The following is a 19,139-nucleotide window of genomic DNA, read 5'->3' as shown; positions in this document are numbered from 1 at the left end:
ATCCATCGTTAAAACCTGAATCTGGAACTTTCTATCGATGGTTTCCAAAACGTTTTGGATAACCCGCGCTACCAACCGTGTTTCATGCCATATTTCATGCATTTACTACGAAAAAAAGCGAATTTTTCCTGACCAGGCGACTTTCGTCGCACTTGCCGGGTTTTTACGTCACTTCAGCGAGTTAAAACCCGACCAAAAACAGAACGACTGGTCAAAATTAATGCAATGAGTCAAAGAAATTGATTCCTTGCTTGACTGTGTCAGCAAATTAATGTTTTCTGTATTTAAACGCTGCTCAACATCACACAATTTAATGAATCTTGTCACAAGTGGTGACGAATTTGCTAAGGTGGTTTTGAAGCGTTAACCAATACCACGCTGTTGCTCAGGATAGACCTCAAATAATAGCAGCAGCGCCATTTTCCCTGGTGTTGGCGCAGTATTCGCGCACCCCGGTTTCGACTGGGGTCATTTTTTTCTGGTCCTTGTTACTTTTCCCGCGCTGCAACCCATTCACGTAAGACATTCACGTCATGCTGCCATTCTTGTTTTAATTCGTCGATCCACTCCTGAACGTTGTCCCACCACGCAGGCAATTCGGGTGACTGGATCTGTTTAGCCAGCTTTTGCAGATGCAGCAAACCGACCGAACCCGCTGCACCTTTGATTTTGTGACCCTCTTCGGCAATGCCTTTCTGGTCGCGCGCCATCATGTTCGAGTCAAGCACGTCGAGGTAGCCTGGCATCATCTTTTCAAACATCGTCAGACTTTGCGTAATCAACCCAGGCCCCACCAGCTCGATATACTGTTCCAGCATGGGCACATCCAGCAGCGTCCGGTTTTTCTCCTCTGACGGTTCAGCCATCGGGGCGTCGGTTTCCGCCTGATAATCCCAGAACTTTTTGATCATCGCGGTCAGTGCAGGGACGGCCAGTGGTTTGCTCAGCACATCATCCATCCCGGCATCCAGATACTCTTTTTTATCTTTCAGCACGTTGGCGGTCAGAGCCACTAACGGTGGCAGCATCTCTCCGGCATGTCGCTGATGAATGGCACGCGACACATCAAGGCCGGTCATATCCGGTAACTGGATATCCAGCAGCACCAAATCAAACTCCTGCGGGTCGAACATCTCCAGCGCGGCGGTGCCGGTCATCGCCACCTCCACGCTACAACCGAGCTTCTCCAGCACCGAACGCGCCACAATCACGTTCAGTTCAATATCCTCAACCAACAGGACATGCAACGCCGGCAGTGGCATCGCATCGTCCAGATTGTCGTCCTCAACCTCTTCCGCGACCCGTGGTGCCTTGATCTCGACGGTGAAGCAGGAACCCTGCCCCTGAACACTACGTACCGTGATATCGCCGCCCATCGCCTGTGCCAGACGACGTGATACTGCCAGTCCAATCCCCGTGCCCGTGGCGGGTTTACCACCATGCTGATCTTTCACCTGATAATACATGGCGAAGATTTTGTCCTGTTCCTCTTGTGGGATCCCCATGCCGGAGTCTTCCACCTCAAAATGCAGCGTCTCATCCTGGTGATAGGCAACGCGTACCACGATCTCGCCCTGCTGGGTAAATTTCACCGCGTTACCAATCAGATTCCACAGGATCTGCCGCAGTCGGGTGCCATCCGCCGAAATTTTATGGGGCAACGGCAGTTCAGGCGACATGACAAACTTTAGCCCTTTCGGCTGTGCCAGCAGACCAGAGAGGTTTTCCAGGTCCGCCAGGAAGCCGGTAAAGTCGAGCGGTTGGTTATCGAGTTGCACTTTACGTCGCTCGATTTTGTCCACCTCAATCACATCATTAAAGATGTTGCCCAGGGTGATGGCGGAGACGTGAATGGTTTTCAGGTACTTCAACTGCTCCTGATTGAGGTCGGTATCCAACAGAATGCGGCTCAGGCCAACAATGCCGTTAAGCGGCGTACGCAGCTCGTGGCTGATAGTTGAGATAAAGGTGGTTTTCTCACGGCTGGCGTTCTCCAGCGCGTCCTGATAGCGCTTACGCTCGGTAATATCACGTCCAAAGCCCATCAGGCCACTGCGTTTCCCAACGCGGTCGTAATAAGGCACTTTACGGATTTCGAAACAGGCTTTACGCCCATCGGGATATTGCAGCCACTGTTCGTAAGTCAGGGAGACATTGTGCCGGAATACTTTTTCATCCGTTTCCAGCACCTTGGTTGCGGCATCTTCGTCGTAAATATCGCGCGGCGTCAGGCCAATCAGCTGTTTCTCACTCAATCCGGTCAGCAGCTCCATCGCCCGGTTACACCCGGAGAATTGCTTGTCGATATTGCGGTAGAACACCAGATCCGGTGACGCATCAAGGAATGATCGCAGGAAGGAGGATTGCTGCTCCAGTTCAATCTGCGCCTGCTCACGCCGGGCCATCTCTTCGCGCAGTTTATCCATCACCTGCTCACGCGCCTGTTCGGCTTTAATACGGTCGGCAATCTCCTGGTTGAGCTGGGTAATGGTTTCTTTCATCTGCTGATTCAGCTCAAGATCGCGCGTGCGCATCTCCTCCAGCTTATCCACCAGGCGGGAGAGACGCTGACGCGACTCTTCCAGTTGATCAACCACGACCGAGAGGAAATAGACCGCCCAGGGGGTAATCAGCAGACCAAAGAACACCGAACGCACCACATCAATGCTCTCAACATGACCGCGCAGGACCATAGTGACGGCCATCTGGACCACCATCGCCAGCACCACCAGTGCCGAAGCCAACAGTAGCGAAAAGCGTACCAGTCCCAGTTTGACCATTAAATCAACGTAGTACTGCGCTAAAAGACGAATCTGTTTCATTACCCGCTCCCTGAACGAAATCTGGCTCATGATAGCGCAATTATCCGCGCTCCGCGCTGGTTGCCCATACCCAATCGCTGAGGTTATGCCCCGTTATGGTGCATTGCCGGACTATTTCGCCGACGTTCCCGCCATTATGCTGAAAGCGCTTGACTAATTCCGCCAACTGAATAATCTGGAGGGCCGCGCTTTTGCGGCCCATTTCTCAGCACCTCGTGCGAATCAATACCCTGGCAGCCATATCGTCCGATGGTTGCTGTTCCTTTTTGCATATCCATTCAACTTAAGCGCTGTTTTAAGCACGCCTCTGATGATTAATTTTACTAATGACGACCCCTGGTCTGATTCAAATATGACGCCATAAGAAAAACAGATACATCCTGTGCACGAAGTGGTCCAAACAGCATTTTATGCTGAAAACATTTCCTTCCCCAGCATGGTGCAGAGATTTGATGGCTGCACCACAGTGAGACGGCTCACACTTCCTGCGGGATTACGCGGGGGTACACTGTCAACTTTTTCACCAAATTAATAATAAAAATCATAAACTTAAGCGACAAAAAAGCATATTACCCTCAATAAAGCTGGCTATTTGACCTGAGTACGCTTTCCCGATAAGTTGGAATTCCGCTGGATGCTTTCCTGTCGGGCCAGTGTCTCGGCATATCTATGCAGCAAGAAGACTCCCTCTAGATGCAAGTTATCTCCAGTTAAGAGACCCGGATTAAAGAGCAGCTCATCAAGGACGTCCATACTATGTCTTGAGAGGAATTGCTCGGTGTTGCGACGCCCGCTCATTGCCGAGCGGAGCAGAAATTGATACAGCGCCTGTGAGCTGACTCAGCAGTGCTCTGTACTTGAAATAATGCAGGTAATGTCAAAAGCAGTTTAAGGAGACCTCAATGTCCACTCAAAAACCTAATCCCTATGGCTTGTATGATCCAACAGCGGGCAGTGATAGCTGTGGTGTAGGTTTCATTACCCGTAAGGACGGCGAGCAGACTCATGAGATCCTGCAAATGGCACACAGTGCGCTGTGCACCGTGCCGCACCGTGGCGGGATGTCAGCTGAAGGCGTGGGCGATGGCGCAGGCGTCAACGTCGACCTTTCTCTGCACTTCTTCCGGAAAATCACCGGTCAGCCGCTGGAAGCGGGCCGTTTTGGCGTGGGTAACTTCTTCGTTCCGAAAGATGCCGAACTGCGTGCCAACGCCGAGCGTCTGGTGGAAGAAACGCTGGCCGCCTATAACTTCCCGGTGCTGGTAAAACGCGACATGCCACTGGACGGTAGCGTAACGCGCCCGGCCGCCCTGCAATTCCAGCTGCCGATTGTGCAGTGGGTGTTTGCTGCGCCACAGGACATCACCAGCCAGAACGAATTTGAGCAACGCATCTATCGTGCGCTGCTGGACATTGAAGCGCAGGCCTTTACTGAAAGCGAATTTGGCGGTCTGTATCCGCTGTCGCTCTCCTCGCGCACTCAGGTATTTAAAGCACGCCTGAATTCCAACGAAGTGATCCCATACTTCAAAGATTTGACCGACCCGGACCATCAGGTGCGTGGGTTGTTCTTCCATACCCGTTTCTCCACCAACACCGACCCGCACACCACGATGGCGCAACCGTTCCGTCTGATGGCGCATAACGGTGAATTGAACACAGACCGTAAAAACCGCATTGCCGAATCAGCGCTGGCGCTGGCACGCGGCAAAAAAATTGTGCGTCCGAAAGGCCAGTCAGACAGCTCACGTCTCGACCAGAGCATCCACAGCCGCCTGATGGAAGATAATCTCGACCTGATCAATGCCGTCGTCTCCATGATGCCGCCAGCATGGGAGAACGACACCTCGCTCTCCACTGAAGTGCGCGCCATGCTGGAATACTTCTCATTGTATGAAGAGAAGAACGATGGCCCGGCAGCACTGATCTTCGGTAACGGCGAAGTGATCGGCGCACGTCTGGACCGCCTCGGCCTGCGTCCTCTGCGTTCTGTGGAAACGGCTGAATATATCGGTGCCATGTCGGAAGCGGGCCAGATTGCCTTCCCGCCAGAAAGCGTACTGCGTCGTGGCCGTATCGAAGCGGGCGGCATGCTGTATTACGATCACCGTGAAAAACGCTCCTACACCACCGTAGAAGCACTGGAAAAACTGGCGACTGAGAAAGATTACCCTGCCCTGCTGAGCGCGGCGCGTGTCGACCTGAATGAACTGCCGGAGATCCCGGCAGAGAAACTGGGTTCACCGCTGCGTTATGGTGGCGACCTCAAAACCTATCAGCGTTTTGTGGCCTACTACTACAACCAGGAAAGCTTCAAATTCATGATGGACCCGATGCTGCAAACCGGCGCTGAGAAAATCTCTGCGATGGGTTACGGCAATGCCATCAACGGCTTGTCCGATCATGAAGGCGGCATGGCGCACTACTTCTCGCAGCGCTTTGCGCAGGTGACGAACCCACCGCTCGATTCAATCCGTGAAGCGGATGGCATGACGCTGCGCGTGGCTCTGGGTGCCAAACCGCATCTGGGCCGCAGCAAAGGCCAACAGATCATCGTTCCGACGCCTATCCTGACGCACCTTGATATGCTGCGTCTGCGTGAGCAGAAAGTTGCGCCTTATCAGCGTTTTGAGATGCTGTACGAGCCGGTAATCGGTAAAGATATCGTCAGCCGTGCAGCCAACGCTGCCGCACTGGAAAAAGCCATCGACGATCTGGCTCAGAAGGTCGTGGACTTTGCTCGTCAGCAGGGCGGAATCGCGGTGCTGACTGACCGCCATATCTCCTCTACCCATGCGGCGATCCCGATGTTGTTGATGGTATCCGCCATCAACCAGCGTCTGGTGCAGGAAGGCCTGCGTCTGGATGTCTCGCTGGTGGTCGAAAGTGGTCAGAGCATCTCTTCTCACCACATTGCCGCAGCACTCGGCTTCGGTGCCTCCGCTATTTATCCGCTCGGCGTGCAAATGCGTGCTGAAGAGAAATTCGGCGAAGGTGAAGAAGGCAACAAAGCCTTTAAACGCTATGCCAAAGCCGCAGAAAAAGCGCTGATGAAAACCATGGGCAAAGTGGGCCTGTGTACCGTGGAAAGCTACAGCTGTGGTGAATTCTTCGAACCGAACTTCCTCGATACCGAAGACCCGGTGCTGAAGAAATATTTCCCGAACATTAAAACCCCGGTTGGCGGCGCAGGCTTCCCGGCTATCGCCCAGATGGCGGTGGACTGGCATCAAAGCGCGCTGAAAATCCAGGGTGAAGCGGAAGTCCCGTTACTCGGCCTGTTTAAAGAGCGCGCCGAGGGTGCCGGTCATTCCTATGGCACCATCGCTGTCCGTACCTTTATTGATATGACGGAACAGCCGATTCGCTTCGCGGATAAAGCCCGCGAAGAGGACAACTTTATCCGTCTGATGACGCTGGCGAAACTGGACAATGCGTTCAACATCAAAGCGGAAGCGTTCAAAGACAGCAGCTTCGAACGTATCCCGAATGATGTCATCGACAGCTTTACTATCACGCCGGATTACCGCCAGTTCTCCAGCCTGATGTATGCCGAGCGTAAACGTCGTCCGGCGGCGCTGCGTGATATCCTCGCGCTGCCATGTGATTTGACCCACGTCGACAGCGAAGCAGAGTTTGGTCGCAAACTGGGCCGCTACTCGCTGGTGAACAATGGCTTCGCCACCCGTGGTCTGCAATGCGAAGCGGTTAATGGCAGCCTGAACCAGTTTACGCTGCGTCTGGTTGATGCCATTGCCGGTCTGAAACCAGAAAGCGAGCGTCTGGCTGCGCTGGCGCGTGCGCTGAAAACCCGTTTTGCCGATGAAATCGAAAAAAGCGAAGTCGTGAATGGCGCGCTGAGTGTCACCGCTTACGGTAAAGCGGCTGACTACCTGTCACGCATCTTCACCGCGCTGCCTTCGCTGCCGCTGGAAGAGATTCAGCCTGCACACGAAATCACCCGTACCTTTGCCTCTGGCGCGATGAGCCACGGCGCACTGGTCGCCCCGGCGCATGAAGCCGTCGCACACGGCACCAACATGGTGGGCGGGATGAGTAACTGCGGTGAAGGTGGTGAACACTATTCACGTCACGGCACCATCCGCGCCTCACGCATCAAGCAGTTGGCATCTGGTCGCTTCGGCGTCTGGGCGGCTTACCTCGCCGATCCGATGCTGGAAGAGCTGGAGATCAAAATTGGCCAGGGGGCAAAACCAGGCGAAGGCGGTCAGTTACCGGCACCGAAAGTTACGGTAGAAATTGCCGCAGCACGCGGCGGTACGCCGGGTGTGGAGCTGGTTTCTCCACCGCCGCATCACGACACTTATTCTATCGAAGATTTGGCACAGCTGATTCACGACTGTAAAGCCGCACGCGTGCGCGTCATCGTTAAACTGGTGTCTTCCGAAGGTATCGGCACCATCGCGGTTGGCGTAGCGAAAGCCGGTGCTGACGTCATTAACGTCGCCGGTAACACCGGTGGTACTGGTGCGGCATCGGTTACCAGCCTGAAATACACCGGCCGCGTGGCGGAAATCGGCATCGCCGAGGTGCATCAGGCGCTGTGTGCCAACGGCCTGCGTGACAAAGTACAACTGCGTTGCTCTGGCGCGCAGCAAACCGGCAGCGACGTGATCAAATCCGCCCTGCTCGGTGGCGACAGCTTCGAGTTCGGTACGACCGCGCTGATGATGCTGAAATGCGTAATGGCGAAAAACTGTAACGTCAAATGCCCGGCCGGTCTGACGACCAACGCCGAAGCCTTTGATGGCGATCCGCGTCAGTTGGCCCAGTACTTCATCAACGTGGCACAGGAAGTACGTGAGTTCCTCGCACGCCTCGGCCTGCGTTCACTGCGTGAAGCACGCGGCCGTTCAGATCTGCTGCACCTGATGGATCACCCGCTGGAAGTCGGCAAACTGGACCTGCGCGCCATGCTGACCGTCGTACCAGAGCAGAAAATCGCTAAACCCGTCTATCTGGAAAAAGATTTCGAACTGGACAACGGCTGGGTTGAAGAGCTGAAAGATCAGCTGGTCGCGAAAGGCAGTCGTGAGATCGCGCTTGGCGCAGGCATCACGCTGAACAACCGTAACAAGAGCGTCGGTGGTCAGTTGGCCATTGATATCGAACGTATGCTGAACCATGAACTGTCAGCCGAACAAAAAGCCGCTATCCCGGCGGTGCTGAAAGATGACCGTGGCCGCCACTACCTGGCACCGGCCACCGTGCAGATCCAAACCTCCGGCTCTGCCGGTCAGTCGTTCGGTGCATTCTGCAACGACGGTATGCAGATGAAGCACTACGGCACCTGTAACGATGGCGTCGGTAAAGGTCAGTGTGGCGGCGAGTTGGTGGTGATGTCACCGGGCGGCGGCGCACAGGATAGCGACGGTAACGTGCTTATCGGTAACTTTGCCCTGTTTGGTGCCACCGGTGGACGTCTGTTCGTACAAGGCCAGGCGGGTGACCGTTTCGCCGTACGTAACTCTGGCGCAACCGCCGTGGTTGAAGGCGTGGGTGACTTCTGCTGTGAATACATGACCAACGGTGCCATTCTCAACCTCGGTACTTTCGGTAAAGGCTTTGGTAATGGCATGAGCGGCGGCTTTGCCTACCAGTACGACCCGTACGGCTCACTGGCGGCACACGCCGCCGGAGACTCGGTGCTGTTTGGCTCCATCGCTGATGAAGACGAAATGGCGAAAGTGCACAAACAAGCGGTGCTGACCATGCTGAACTGGCATCTGGAAGCCACTAACTCACCGCGTGCCGCATGGTTGCTGGCAAACTGGGAAACCGAGTGCCACCACTTTGTGTATGTCATGCCACGTTCGCTGTTGCTCTATCAGGACGGTGGTGAGATTCTGAAGGCGAAATCGCGTAAGGATCTGCTGGAAGAACTGTCAACCTCGCTGGCTGCGCATCAGGTCGCGAAGTTCAAATCAGCCTGGCGTGCGGGCAAAACCATCGCTGATGGCGCGGTACCGGCTTACGGTGCTACCGATACGCTTGAAATGTTCGTGCTGCTCAATAACTATACCGTGCTGAGCTTCGCGCAGCAGTTGGCACTGAGCAAGCTGCCGAAAGGCACTTCAGTGGAAGACCCGGCGGTTGAGAAAGCGGTACGTAACCTGCTGATGACAGAAGATTTCTCGCTGGTAAGCAAGCTGCAACGTCATGCACGCTCTGCTATCGAGAACTACAACGATGATGAACTGGCGAGCCTGATCGCGTCCAAACGTATGTCGGATTACAAAGCCGCGCTGACGCAACGCAACATCCGTTCGATGGACAGCCTGGCTACCTATGGCTGGATCATCTATCAGGATGCCTGTAACCGTGAGGTGCTGGGTCATCTGCCTGATTTTGAAGAGTTGTTTGCCCGTGCGGCATTGCCAGAAATCGCGGCGGCTGTCGGAAAATTATCCTGATAGCTGAATCAACAGATTTGTGTATTACTGACTGAATATGAACGGGATTGAGTAAAAGTACCCATGAAGATTCCTTACATTCCTGAAGATGCACCGTTTAACGGTGATCAGAAATACTGGCTGGCGGGTTTTCTCGCTGGTCTCCACTCACGCCTGTTGGTGTTAGAAGATAAGCAGCAGGCCGCCCCTGCGGCCGGTGCTGCAACGACAACCCAACTGCATATCCTGTTCGGTTCACAGACGGGCAACGCGGAAGCGTTGGCCCAGACCGCAGCGAAAGCCGCGCGTGCCAAAGGCCTGGTGCCTGTGGTGCAGGCGTTGGGTGAGGTGGATATCGATCTCTTCGCCACCATGCGTCATGTGCTGATCGTCACCTCCACCTACGGTGAAGGTGAAATGCCGGACAACGCTCAGCTGTTCTGGCAGGCCATTTCTGCCAGCACCGCGCCGCGTCTGGAGCAGATGCACTTCGCCGTACTGGCGATCGGCGACACCGGCTATGACGGTTTCTGCCAGGCCGGTAAATTCATCGATATGCGCCTCGAACAGTTGGGTGCGAAGCGTGTGGTTGATCGTATTGACTGCGATATCGATTACGAAGAGCCATCCAGTACATGGATCGGTGGAGCCATGCCGCAGTTTGCCGCCAGCGCGGGCAGCAGCGGTACGGTGCTGGAAAGCGCACCGGAAGCACCGGTCATTCCGGGCAGCAACAAACAGAATCCTTATGCTGCGGCATTGGTGACCAACAAACGTCTTTCTGGCGAGCAGTCCGGCAAAGATATCCGTCACTTCGAGTTTGACCTGACGGACAGCGGGCTAAAGTACGAAGCAGGCGACGCACTGGGCGTAATCCCAGTGAATGACCCTGCGCTGGTGACGCTGCTGCTGACCCAGTTGAATGCAGACTATGAAACCCCAGTGCCGGGCTTCGAGCGTAATCTTGGCGATTTGCTGACTTACCAGTTTGAAATCTCTGAGCCGTCGCGCAAACTGATTGAGTGGGTCGGCCAGAACACCACTAACCAGGAATTGCGCCACGTCCTGCAACACGACGACAAAGATACCCTCGGCGTGTGGCTGTGGGGCAAAGATACGCTGGACCTGCTGCAACTGGAGTTGACGCGCAGCCTTTCGGTGCCGGAATTTGTCGCGATGCTGCGCCCGCTGCAACACCGTGCTTACTCCATCTCCTCCAGCTCGAAAGCCCATCCGAATCAGGTGCATCTGACCATCGCTTCAGTGCGTTACCACAGTGGTGGCCGCGCCCGTAACGGTGTCTGCTCTACCTATCTGGCTGAGCGTGTACGTCGCGGCGAAAAACCGGCAATCTTTATTTCGCCCAATAAAGCGTTCCGCGTCCCTGCCAACAATAAGGCACCGCTGATCATGGTGGGGCCGGGTACCGGTATTGCACCGTTCCGTGCCTTCTTGCAGGAGCGCCAGGCCACCGGTGCCGAAGGCAAAAACTGGTTGTTCTTTGGTGACCAGCATCAGGAACACGATTACATCTACCAGGATGAGCTGAACGAGTGGCAACAAAGCGGTCTGCTGACTCACCTTGATCTGGCGTTCTCGCGCGATCAGGAAGAGAAGATTTACGTGCAGAATCGTATGCTGGAGAAAGGTGCTGAGCTTTATGCCTGGTTGCAGGACGGTGCTTACTTCTACGTGTGTGGTGATGCATCACGCATGGCGAAAGATGTCGATGCGGCGCTGTATGAAGTGGTACGCCAGTTTGGCGGTCTGTCCAGCGAACGTGCGGCAGCTTATGTCGATCAGTTGAAGAAAGATAAACGCTATCTGCGTGACGTCTACTAAGACGCAGGCATAAAAAAACGGGCCATCTGGCCCGTTTTTTATTTCACCACACGCAGTGAAGGTCGACCACCACGCGGCGGCGGCTCATCATCTGGCGGAGTTTCATCGTCAGTCGAATCATCAGGACGATCGCCATCAATCACCGACATCATGGTTTCTTCCTGACCTTCCAGTTCATCCTGCGCAGCCAGTTCATAGGCCGGTTCTGGTTCGAACATGGTGCCAGCGCCGTTTTCACGGGCGTAGATAGCCAGAATCGCCGCCATCGGTACTGAGACCTGACGCGGCACGCCACCGAAGCGGGCGTTGAACTGGACATGATCGTTGCCCAGCTCCAGGTTACCTACCGCACGCGGAGCGATGTTCAGCACAATCTGACCATCACGCGCGTACTCCAGCGGCACCTGCACGCCAGGCAGATTAATGTCGACCACCAAATGCGGCGTTAACTGGTTATCAAGCAACCAGTCATAGAACGCACGCAGCAGGTAGGGACGACGGGCCGTTAGTTGCGACATTTCCATAGATTAGCCCCGGGCTTGAAGGCGCATTTCACGTTCTGCTTCGGTCAGTGAAGCGAGGAAAGAGTCACGTTCAAATACGCGGGTCATGTAGCCTTTCAGCTCTTTAGAACCTGCGCCAGCCAGCTCAACACCCATAGACGGCAAACGCCACAGCAGCGGCGCCAGATAGCAATCAACCAGGCTGAACTCTTCGCTCATAAAGAACGGCGTACGTGAGAACAGCGGTGCAATCGCCAGCAGCTCTTCACGCAGTTGTTTACGCGCGGCATCGGCTTCTGCACCGGTGCGGGTTTCAATGATACGCATCAGGCTGTACCAATCCTGCTCAATGCGGTGCATCATCAGGCGGCTTTCACCACGGGCAACCGGATAGACAGGCATCAGCGGCGGATGCGGGAAACGCTCATCAAGGTATTCCATGATGATGCGAGATTCATACAGCGTCAGTTCACGATCTACCAGCGTTGGTACTGTGCGGTACGGGTTGAGGTCAATCAGATCCTGCGGCAGGTTATCCGTTTCAACCTGCTCGATCTCCACGCTGACGCCCTTCTCAGCCAGTACAATACGTACCTGATGGCTGAAAATGTCAGTCGGACCAGAAAACAGCGTCATTACCGAACGTTTGTTGGCAGCGACAGCCATGAAAACCTCCAAGTTTGTTCACAAAAAAATACTGCGAATAGCCAACCACACGGCGACTCACCTGCTTATCAGATTCGCACACAGCCAGCGTTTGCGGCATTTTTCGCCCATCCTGGCGGAAAAAACATCCACAACGCTCCGGCTCGCGGGCGCAAAGTGACAGTCAGTTTACCAGATTTTAAGCAGCTTGTGGGGCGTGGAAAGTGATTTGCAGGCAAAATGCGGGCAAAGCTCGCGTTTTTGTGGCGGCAATTCCTGTCCGGAAAAAGCAAAAAACCCGCCGAAGCGGGTTTTTTGTGCCAACTGACACTGCCGAAGCAGCAACAATTAACGTTTGGAGAACTGCGGACGACGGCGTGCTTTACGCAGACCGACTTTCTTACGTTCAACCTGACGCGCATCACGGGTAACGAAGCCCGCTTTACGCAGTTCAGAACGCAGAGACTCGTCGTACTCCATCAGAGCGCGGGTGATACCGTGACGGATCGCACCTGCCTGACCAGAGATACCACCACCTTTAACGGTGATGTACAGGTCCAGTTTACCAACCAGATCAACCAGCTCCAGCGGCTGACGCACGACCATGCGTGCAGTCTCGCGACCGAAGTACTGCTCCAGAGAGCGCTGGTTAATTACGATGTTACCGCTACCCGGCTTGATAAAGACGCGAGCGGATGAGCTTTTGCGGCGACCAGTGCCGTAGTTTTGAGTTTCAGCCATTGCCTGTAATCCCGATTAAATGTCAAGAACTTGCGGTTGCTGCGCCGCATGGTTGTGCTCGTTGCCTGCGTAAACTTTCAGTTTACGGTACATAGCACGACCCAGCGGGCCTTTCGGCAGCATGCCTTTAACCGCGATTTCAATCACACGCTCAGGACGGCGGGCAATCATCTCTTCGAAGGTCGCCTGCTTGATACCACCGATGTGACCAGTGTGGTGATAGTAAATCTTGTCGTTACGCTTGTTGCCAGTTACAGCAACTTTTTCTGCGTTCAGAACGATGATGTAATCACCGGTATCAACGTGCGGAGTGTATTCCGCTTTGTGCTTACCACGCAGACGGCGCGCCAGTTCAGTCGCCAGGCGACCCAAGGTTTTGCCAGTTGCGTCAACAACATACCAGTCACGTTGGACGGTTTCTGGTTTAGCTGTAAAAGTTTTCATTGAAAAGCTTACCCAAATAAAGTTACACGTTGGTGAAATCCCAAACGCCAAGTTAACGATTGAGGCTCACACGACCATTTCGCCCAGCAAGCCCACCCCCTCAGGTAGAGTTACCGGATCACAAAGGTTCCTGGGAAGAAAAACCTTTGCCGTAACGTGGGGTCGCAAGATTATAGAGAAGTCGACCACAAAGATCGAACCTTTTTACGCCCCACGTCAGGTTTTTTGCGTTGCATCAGGGTAAATGCGGCAGGCGCAGGTATTCTTCGCTCTGCATCTCCTGCAAACGCGACAGGCAGCGTTGATATTCAAACTTCAAACGCGTGCCCTGATAAATCTCAAACAACGAGGTTTCAGCCGCCACCACCAGTTTCACATGACGTTCGTAGAACTCATCCACCAACGCGAGGAAGCGGCGTGCCTGGTCTTCCGTCTTGTAAATCATCACCGGCACATCATACAGCAAAACGCTGTGGAAGCGGCGCGACAGCTCGATATAGTCATGCTGGCTGCGTCCTTCGCCACAGAGCGTCAGGAAATCAATCGCCAACACGCCATCCTGTACCCCCAGCGTCGGCATCTGACGATGGTTAATCTCCAGCACTGGCGCGTCACTGCGCGGTTTACCCGACAGGGCACGGAACATGCGCTCCATTTCCGCATGCGTCTCGTCGTTGAGCGGGAAGCTCCACAAATGCGCCGACGTCAGGGTACGCAGACGATAATCGATTCCCGCATCAACGTTCATCACGTCACAATGACGCTTAATTTGCTCAATCGCCGGCAGAAAGCGCGCACGTTGCAAACCGTTGCGGTAGAGATCATCGGGTGGGATGTTCGAGGTAGCGACCAGCGCAATACCCCGTTCAAACAGCGCTTCCATCAAGGTGCCGAGCAGCATGGCGTCGGTGATATCGGAAACAAAAAATTCGTCAAAGCACAGAATGTCGGTTTCAGCCTTGAAGCGATCGGCAACAATCAACAGCGGGTCACTGTGCCCCTGCAATTGCGTCAATTCTTCATGGACACGCAGCATGAAACGGTGAAAGTGCAGGCGTAATTTGCGATCGCCAGGAATAGACTGAAAAAACAGGTCCATCACCCAGGTTTTGCCGCGTCCTACCCCGCCCCACATATACAGGCCGCGCACCGGCGCTTCTTTACTGCTTTTTTCTTTATTCATCAGCTTAGAAAGACGACCAAACAAGCCTTTACTGGCTGGCGGCGTGGTTTGCTGGCGCGCGACCAATCCTTGCTGAATGGCATCTAAGCGGGTAATCGCTTCCCGTTGTACGTCATCCGGGCGAAATTCACCCTGTGACAGCGCTTGCTCATAGCGCGCAAGCGGAGATGAGGTTTGCATGGTTCTCTCAGAGTCCCTGAAAAAGTCCGATTCACAAGTCGGTTGTCGAAAATTAGGCCGCTCTACACTAAGCGATGCCGCTCCAGAGTTCCACTTCCAATCGATTAACGGGTATAGTGGCTGTTATTGAAGTTGAAGCAGAAGCAATGCCCTACGAAGCAACGGAAATTACACGGGAGTCATTATGACCTGGGAATACGGGCTGATTGGTTTAGTGATTGGCATTATTGTCGGCGCAGTCGCAATGCGTTTTGGCAACAAGAAACTGCGCGAACAGCGCACCATGCAGTACGAACTGGAAAAATCCAAAGCAGAGCTGGCGGATTATCGTGAAGAGCTGACCAACCATTTTGCACGCAGTGCAGAATTGCTGGATAACATGGCGCGTGATTACCGCCAGCTGTATCAGCATATGGCGAAAGGTTCTAACGACCTGTTGCCAAATCTGCCGGGCGAGAAAAACCCGTTTGCTTACCAGCTAACGGAAGCCGAAGCGGATAACGATCAGGCACCGGTGCAGATCCCGCGTGATTACTCCGAAGGCGCATCCGGCCTGTTACGTGGCGGCGATCGCGCACCGCGTAATTAATCTTTTGGGGCACAGCAACGCTGTGCCCTTTTTGTTTGTCGAACCCTTACCCCAAACAACTGTCACACTTTTTTAATCCCCTTTTCGCAGCGAGAGCGTTGTAGCAATGAAAAAACAAGCACGACTGTTAAGCGCATTAGCCTTGAGCATTGGGATGAGTCTGGCCGCCACCCCGGCTGCACTGGCGACTCTCCCGGCGCAAATCCAGGGACAGCCACTGCCGAGCCTGGCACCGATGCTGGAAAAAGTGTTGCCTGCCGTGGTCAGCGTCCACGTAGAGGGCACCGAAACCGCGGCTCAGGGTCAGGATTTACCTGAACCGCTGAAACGCTTCTTTGGCCAGATGCCGGGACAAAATCAACCACAGCCTTTTGAAGGCCTGGGTTCGGGTGTCATTATCGACGCCGCGAAAGGCTATATCCTGACCAATAACCATGTCGTCAACGGCGCAGACAAAATCAGCGTTCAACTGAGCGACGGCAGCGAATATGACGCCAAACTGATCGGCCATGACGAGCAGACGGATATTGCGTTGATTCAGGTACAGGGCGCGAAAAACCTGACGCAGGTAAAAATCGCCGATTCCGACACCCTCAAAGTCGGTGATTTCGCGGTCGCCATTGGTAACCCGTTTGGCCTTGGTCAAACCGCCACCTCGGGCATTATTTCAGCGTTGGGCCGTAGCGGCCTGAATCTGGAAGGGTTGGAAAACTTTATTCAGACCGATGCCGCGATTAACCGGGGCAACTCCGGTGGTGCGTTGGTTAACCTGAATGGCGAGCTGATCGGTATCAACACCGCGATTCTGGCCTCCAGCGGCGGCAATATCGGTATCGGCTTTGCCATTCCCAGCAATATGGCGATGAACCTGGCTCAGCAGCTGATTCAGTTTGGCGAAGTCAAACGTGGACAGTTGGGCATTAAAGGCACGGAAATGACCGCCGACATGGCGAAAGCCTTCAATGTTGATGCACAACGCGGCGCATTCGTTTCTGAAGTGCTGCCAAAGTCAGCGGCGGAGAAAGCCGGGATCAAGGCGGGCGATATTATCACTTCCGTGAATGACAAACCGATTACCAGCTTTGCCGAATTGCGGGTAAAAATCGGCACCACGCCACCGGGTCAGCAAGTCAAATTGGGGCTGCTGCGTGACGGTAAGCCAATCAGCGTCAACGTCACGCTGGATCAGAGCGCGCAAACCACCGCCAGCGCTCAGCTTCTCTCCCCGGCCCTCCAGGGCGCCACCCTCAGTGATGGCACCACCAAGACCGGTGATAAAGGCGTGAAAGTCGACACCATCGAAAAAGGCACACCCGCGGAACAGGTTGGTCTGCAAAAAGATGATGTGATCGTTGGCGTGAACCGTAACCGGGTGGAAAGCCTGGCGGAAATGCGCAAAGTGCTGGAGACAAAACCGCCTGTGCTGGCGTTGAATGTAGTGCGCGGCGACGAAAGTATCTACCTGCTCTTGCGATAATCATCTCAACAGACGGACAAGCAGGTGTTTGTCCGTCTTTCTCATGTTATTCTGCCCTGCGATCTTATCCGGCTTAAACTAACACCATGTTTCTTAAACTTTTGCGTTCTGTGGTGATGGGCCTGATCGTTGCGGGCATTTTGCTGGCAGCGATCCCTACACTCCGCATGGGCACCAGTGCCCTGATTGAACATGACAGCAGCAATGATGAAGCACCCTTCAGCTTTAACCAGGGTGTGCGTCGTGCTGTGCCTGCGGTGGTCAACGTCTATAACCGTAGCGCGCATGGCAACAACAATCGCGGTATCACCACGCTGGGTTCCGGCGTGATCATGAACGGAAAAGGCTACATTCTTACCAACAAACACGTCATCAATAACGCTGACCAGATTATCGTCGCGTTACAGGATGGCCGTTTCTTTGAAGCGACGCTGGTCGGTTCCGATGCCATGACCGACCTGGCGGTGCTGAAAATCAGTGCCACCAATCTGCCGGTGATCCCGATTAACGCTAAACGCGTGCCCCACATTGGCGACGTGGTGATGGCTATCGGCAACCCTTACAACCTCGGACAGACCGTGACGCAGGGCATCATTAGCGCCACCGGCCGCGTCGGCCTCAGTTCTTCCGGCCGCCAGAACTTCCTGCAAACCGATGCCTCGATCAACCAGGGCAACTCAGGTGGCGCACTGATCAACTCGCTGGGCGAACTGATGGGGATCAACACCCTGACGTTTGATAAAAGCAACGATGGCGAGACGCCGGAAGGCATTGGTTTTGCCATTCCAACGGCGCTGGCGACTAAAATCATGGATAAACTGATTCGTGATGGTCGGGTGATCCGTGGATATATCGGCATTACCGGGCGTGAACTGCCGCCGTTACATGGTCAGGGCAGCAGCCTGGATCGCGTGCAGGGCATCATTGTCAGCGAAGTGACGCCGGGTGGTCCCGCCGATCGTGCCGGGATTCAGGCTAACGATGTCCTGCTTAGCGTCAATGGTAAACCGGCGGTTTCCGCACAGGAAACTATGGACCAGGTAGCGGAGATTCGCCCCGGATCCGTGATTGATGTGCAGGTGCTGCGCAACGAGCAGAAGATGAGTCTGCCGGTGACTATCGAGGAATTCCCGCAAAGCGGTAATTGATGGTTGTAGCGGTGCGATTTATCGCGCGTTTATTTCGGCGTTGCGCACGACATTACGCGATAAATCGCGCCGCTACGGATCGTCTACTAGCAGCGGTCGACCGGGAAAGCGATCACTTCGCTCAACGAGTTGGCTTTCAGCGCCAGCATAATCAAACGGTCCACGCCCAACGCCACGCCTGAACAGGCCGGCATCCCGTGCTTCAACGCATCCAGCAGGTTGGTATCGATCGGATGCTGTGGCAGTCCACGCGCCGCGCGACGGCGGTTATCCTGCTCAAAACGCTGACGTTGTTCACGGCTGTCGGTTAACTCACGGAAACCGTTCGCCAACTCGACCCCTTTGTAATACACCTCAAAACGCTCCGCGACGCGGTGATCTTCGGTACTGATCTCTGCCAGAGCCGCCTGGCTGGCCGGGAAGTGATAAACGAAGGTTGGCTTATCGATGCCAATCTTAGGTTCAACACCCAGCATAAACAGCAGTTGCAATAAGGTGTCGCGATCGTCTTCATCACGCGCCAGCTCGCCATCGCCCAACTTCTCCGCCGCTTCGCGCAGTTGCGCTTTATCAGCAGATAACGGGTCCAGCTCCAGATGACGAATAAATGCCTGCTGGTACGAAAGGGACTCCGCGCTATCGCACTCCAGCACTTGTTGCAGCAGATCATCAACCTCATTCATCAGCCGGTACATATCGTAATGGGGACGATACCACTCCAGCATGGTGAATTCAGGGTTGTGATGGCGTCCGGCTTCCTCATTGCGGAAGCTCCGGCCCAGCTGATAAATCGGACCGCTGCCCGCTGCCAGCAGGCGTTTCATATGGTATTCCGGGCTGGTCATCAGCCAGAGATCGCGACCTTCGCTAGCACCTGGGCCAACAAAACGCGTCTGGAAAGGCACCAGATGGATGTCAGTGATAGTCGCCTGGCTCATCGCCGGGGTATCGACCTCCAGCACGCCGCGATCGGCAAAGAAACGTCTGATTTCCGCCATGATAGCGGCACGTTTCAACAAATTGGCAATGGGTGCGCTCGGCTGCCAGCTTGCCGTTTCGCTCATGTTGATGACTCCTTATACAGATAAGGGGTGGAAGTCTACCCGTATTGGCGATGACAGACAACGCTGCCACGCTTACAGCCCCAATATC

Annotated in this window: 13 protein-coding genes; 5 read left to right on the top strand and 8 right to left on the bottom strand. The window is 54.6% G+C overall.

The features are described from left to right. Nucleotides 1–488: 488 nt before the first annotated feature. Nucleotides 489–2,822: an aerobic respiration two-component sensor histidine kinase ArcB gene (gene arcB / locus L579_RS10535; RefSeq protein WP_021184235.1), complete on the bottom strand. Its 2,334-nt coding sequence runs from the start codon at nucleotides 2,820–2,822 to the stop codon at nucleotides 489–491. A gap of 902 nt (nucleotides 2,823–3,724) precedes the next feature. Between arcB and L579_RS10525 the strand changes: the two genes are divergently transcribed. Then, entirely contained in the window at nucleotides 3,725–9,256 is a 5,532-nt protein-coding gene (locus L579_RS10525) for a glutamate synthase-related protein (protein ID WP_021184234.1), read from the top strand. A 63-nt stretch (nucleotides 9,257–9,319) separates the two neighbouring features. Further along, nucleotides 9,320–11,077 (top strand): sulfite reductase subunit alpha, encoded by a 1,758-nt coding sequence (locus L579_RS10520; RefSeq protein WP_021184233.1) that lies wholly within the window; start codon nucleotides 9,320–9,322, stop codon nucleotides 11,075–11,077. 38 nt (nucleotides 11,078–11,115) lie between these two features. Here L579_RS10520 and sspB read toward each other — a convergent pair whose 3' ends face one another. From sspB to zapE, 6 genes are all read right to left on the bottom strand, one after another. After that, the gene (gene sspB, locus L579_RS10515) at nucleotides 11,116–11,601 is read right to left on the bottom strand and encodes a ClpXP protease specificity-enhancing factor (RefSeq protein WP_013507647.1); all 486 of its coding nucleotides are present in this window, start codon (nucleotides 11,599–11,601) and stop codon (nucleotides 11,116–11,118) included. 3 nt (nucleotides 11,602–11,604) lie between these two features. Then, nucleotides 11,605–12,246, bottom strand: coding sequence for a stringent starvation protein SspA (gene sspA / locus L579_RS10510; RefSeq protein WP_021184232.1), 642 nt, complete (start codon nucleotides 12,244–12,246; stop codon nucleotides 11,605–11,607). A gap of 168 nt (nucleotides 12,247–12,414) precedes the next feature. Then, the gene (locus L579_RS24280) at nucleotides 12,415–12,549 is read right to left on the bottom strand and encodes a hypothetical protein (protein ID WP_021184231.1); all 135 of its coding nucleotides are present in this window, start codon (nucleotides 12,547–12,549) and stop codon (nucleotides 12,415–12,417) included. 24 nt (nucleotides 12,550–12,573) lie between these two features. Next, a complete protein-coding gene (gene rpsI, locus L579_RS10505; RefSeq protein WP_013507645.1) occupies nucleotides 12,574–12,966 on the bottom strand; it encodes a 30S ribosomal protein S9 in 393 nt (130 codons plus the stop codon). Nucleotides 12,967–12,981: 15 nt separating this feature from the next. Further along, entirely contained in the window at nucleotides 12,982–13,410 is a 429-nt protein-coding gene (gene rplM, locus L579_RS10500) for a 50S ribosomal protein L13 (RefSeq protein WP_013507644.1), read from the bottom strand. 235 nt (nucleotides 13,411–13,645) lie between these two features. Continuing rightward, on the bottom strand, nucleotides 13,646–14,773 hold the full coding sequence (gene zapE / locus L579_RS10495) for a cell division protein ZapE (RefSeq protein ID WP_021184230.1): 1,128 nt from the start codon (nucleotides 14,771–14,773) through the stop codon (nucleotides 13,646–13,648). Nucleotides 14,774–14,957: 184 nt separating this feature from the next. Between zapE and zapG the strand changes: the two genes are divergently transcribed. The 3 genes from zapG to degS all read left to right on the top strand — a co-directional run bounded on the left by zapG (nucleotide 14,958) and on the right by degS (nucleotide 17,987). After that, nucleotides 14,958–15,362: a Z-ring associated protein ZapG gene (gene zapG, locus L579_RS10490; protein ID WP_021184229.1), complete on the top strand. Its 405-nt coding sequence runs from the start codon at nucleotides 14,958–14,960 to the stop codon at nucleotides 15,360–15,362. A gap of 106 nt (nucleotides 15,363–15,468) precedes the next feature. After that, nucleotides 15,469–16,839 carry a serine endoprotease DegQ gene (gene degQ, locus L579_RS10485; RefSeq protein ID WP_036626367.1) on the top strand — a complete coding sequence of 457 codons (1,371 nt, stop codon included), beginning with the start codon at nucleotides 15,469–15,471 and terminating at the stop codon, nucleotides 16,837–16,839. 86 nt (nucleotides 16,840–16,925) lie between these two features. Then, nucleotides 16,926–17,987, top strand: coding sequence for an outer membrane-stress sensor serine endopeptidase DegS (degS, locus tag L579_RS10480; protein ID WP_021184227.1), 1,062 nt, complete (start codon nucleotides 16,926–16,928; stop codon nucleotides 17,985–17,987). Nucleotides 17,988–18,073: 86 nt separating this feature from the next. On the opposite strand, the gene epmA is transcribed toward degS, so the two are convergent. Further along, entirely contained in the window at nucleotides 18,074–19,051 is a 978-nt protein-coding gene (epmA, locus tag L579_RS10475; RefSeq protein WP_021184226.1) for an elongation factor P--(R)-beta-lysine ligase, read from the bottom strand. Nucleotides 19,052–19,139: the final 88 nt, after the last annotated feature.

The organism is Pantoea sp. AS-PWVM4, assembly GCF_000468095.1.
Taxonomy (GTDB): domain Bacteria; phylum Pseudomonadota; class Gammaproteobacteria; order Enterobacterales; family Enterobacteriaceae; genus Pantoea; species Pantoea phytobeneficialis.
Note: the sequence above shows the minus strand (reverse complement) of the source record. Positions and strands in the feature narration are given on the sequence as shown.

What these genes read in the sequence shown, in the direction of transcription:
- arcB (WP_021184235.1), bottom strand. Translation starts at nt 2,822, where the DNA reads ATGAAACAGATTCGTCTTTTAGCGCAGTACTACGTTGATTTAATGGTC.
- L579_RS10525 (WP_021184234.1), top strand. Translation starts at nt 3,725, where the DNA reads ATGTCCACTCAAAAACCTAATCCCTATGGCTTGTATGATCCAACAGCG.
- L579_RS10520 (WP_021184233.1), top strand. Translation starts at nt 9,320, where the DNA reads ATGAAGATTCCTTACATTCCTGAAGATGCACCGTTTAACGGTGATCAG.
- sspB (WP_013507647.1), bottom strand. Translation starts at nt 11,601, where the DNA reads ATGGAAATGTCGCAACTAACGGCCCGTCGTCCCTACCTGCTGCGTGCG.
- sspA (WP_021184232.1), bottom strand. Translation starts at nt 12,246, where the DNA reads ATGGCTGTCGCTGCCAACAAACGTTCGGTAATGACGCTGTTTTCTGGT.
- rpsI (WP_013507645.1), bottom strand. Translation starts at nt 12,966, where the DNA reads ATGGCTGAAACTCAAAACTACGGCACTGGTCGCCGCAAAAGCTCATCC.
- rplM (WP_013507644.1), bottom strand. Translation starts at nt 13,410, where the DNA reads ATGAAAACTTTTACAGCTAAACCAGAAACCGTCCAACGTGACTGGTAT.
- zapE (WP_021184230.1), bottom strand. Translation starts at nt 14,773, where the DNA reads ATGCAAACCTCATCTCCGCTTGCGCGCTATGAGCAAGCGCTGTCACAG.
- zapG (WP_021184229.1), top strand. Translation starts at nt 14,958, where the DNA reads ATGACCTGGGAATACGGGCTGATTGGTTTAGTGATTGGCATTATTGTC.
- degQ (WP_036626367.1), top strand. Translation starts at nt 15,469, where the DNA reads ATGAAAAAACAAGCACGACTGTTAAGCGCATTAGCCTTGAGCATTGGG.
- degS (WP_021184227.1), top strand. Translation starts at nt 16,926, where the DNA reads ATGTTTCTTAAACTTTTGCGTTCTGTGGTGATGGGCCTGATCGTTGCG.
- epmA (WP_021184226.1), bottom strand. Translation starts at nt 19,051, where the DNA reads ATGAGCGAAACGGCAAGCTGGCAGCCGAGCGCACCCATTGCCAATTTG.